This is a genomic window from uncultured Dubosiella sp. (assembly GCF_964018005.1).
Taxonomy (GTDB): domain Bacteria; phylum Bacillota_I; class Bacilli_A; order Erysipelotrichales; family Erysipelotrichaceae; genus Dubosiella; species Dubosiella muris.
In genome coordinates, this window is the sequence record NZ_CAXHOA010000049.1 from 1 (window position 1) to 1266 (window position 1266).

General features: G+C 31.9%; 2 protein-coding genes. Both read left to right on the forward strand.

The genetic code is table 11. From position 1 onward, the window contains the following. Positions 1 to 654 (forward strand): HNH endonuclease domain-containing protein (locus ABNS49_RS13690; RefSeq protein ID WP_348688292.1); only part of this gene is annotated, 654 nt, incomplete at its 5' end. A gap of 64 nt (positions 655 to 718) precedes the next feature. Continuing rightward, positions 719 to 1266, forward strand: a 548-nt coding sequence (locus ABNS49_RS13695; protein ID WP_348688293.1) for an SIR2 family protein, incomplete at its 3' end; no start/stop codon positions are given.

The following is a 1266-nucleotide window of genomic DNA, read 5'->3' on the forward strand; positions in this document are numbered from 1 at the left end:
TCAGATCCTAATTTTTATCAAAAACGAATCAATGCGATTGCTAAGACCTTAGAACATGATGTTTGCTGGCGCTTTAAACGAATCAAAAGAGATCATCATCAAAGATTGGTTGATTTGGATATTTATCGATTAGATAGAAAAGCGATGATAGTAACATTTACTTCGGAAGAGATAAAGCAGTTAAAGGATTATGCGTTTATCTTATCGCAGCTTATGAATTATAAGTGGGCGCAACTTTTAGAGAAGTTCAATAGTGCTCCTAAGATTGCTCTAAAAGTAAAAGGCATTTCAGATGCTAAGATTCGAAGAAATAACTTATCGAAATTCAAGCATATTCTTTTATCACAAATGAAAGATGGAAACATCATTGATTTCTATACAGGAAAAGTGCTAGAGGAAAATGATATTTCAATAGATCATGTTATTCCATGGTCATTTATGTATAGTGACGATATTTGGAATTTAGTTATTACTTCTAAATCCGTTAATTCTTCTAAGAGTAATTCCATTCCTTCTGAAGAAGTAATCGAAAGACTGGAAAAAAGAAACAAGGAATTAGTGGAAATTGTAAAGGAGCCGAAATACCATGAGGAACTTCAAACAGCAATTGATAACAACTATGTGCAGAAGTTTTATGTGGCATTGAGCATGTGAAGAAAAGGTTAATAAAAATATGAATTGTGAATGCGATATCTGTAAAAATCAAAGGAAATTTATAATGCCTAAAGAAGTGATTGAGGCGGCAAAAAATGGAGAATTAGTATTATTTTGTGGAGCTGGAATAAGCACAGAAAATAAAACGGTTTTGCCTTTTTCGTTTTACGAAGAGGTTCAAGATGAGTTAAACGTGAAAGATAATAACTTATCTTTTAGTGAGCTCATGCAGTTATATTGTGATAAACCAGATGGGCGTGTTAAGTTGATTAAAAAAATAAAAAATCGTTTTAACTATATTCATTCTTTTCCAGAAATTGAAAATTTGGCAACTAGATTTCATAAGGAGCTAGCAGAACAGTATTATATTCGGACGATTATTACAACGAATTGGGACACATATTTTGAAAGCTACTGTGCAGCTACCCCTATTGTAACACCAGCAGATTATCGAGTTTGGGATGAAAATGATCGAAGTGTTTTAAAAATACATGGTTCAATTAGTAATATCGGATCGATTATTGCTACGCAGGACGATTATGAAATTTGTGCAAAAAATCTAGAAAAAGGAATTATTGGATCAGAATTAAAAAGACTTTTGGCAAAAAAAAT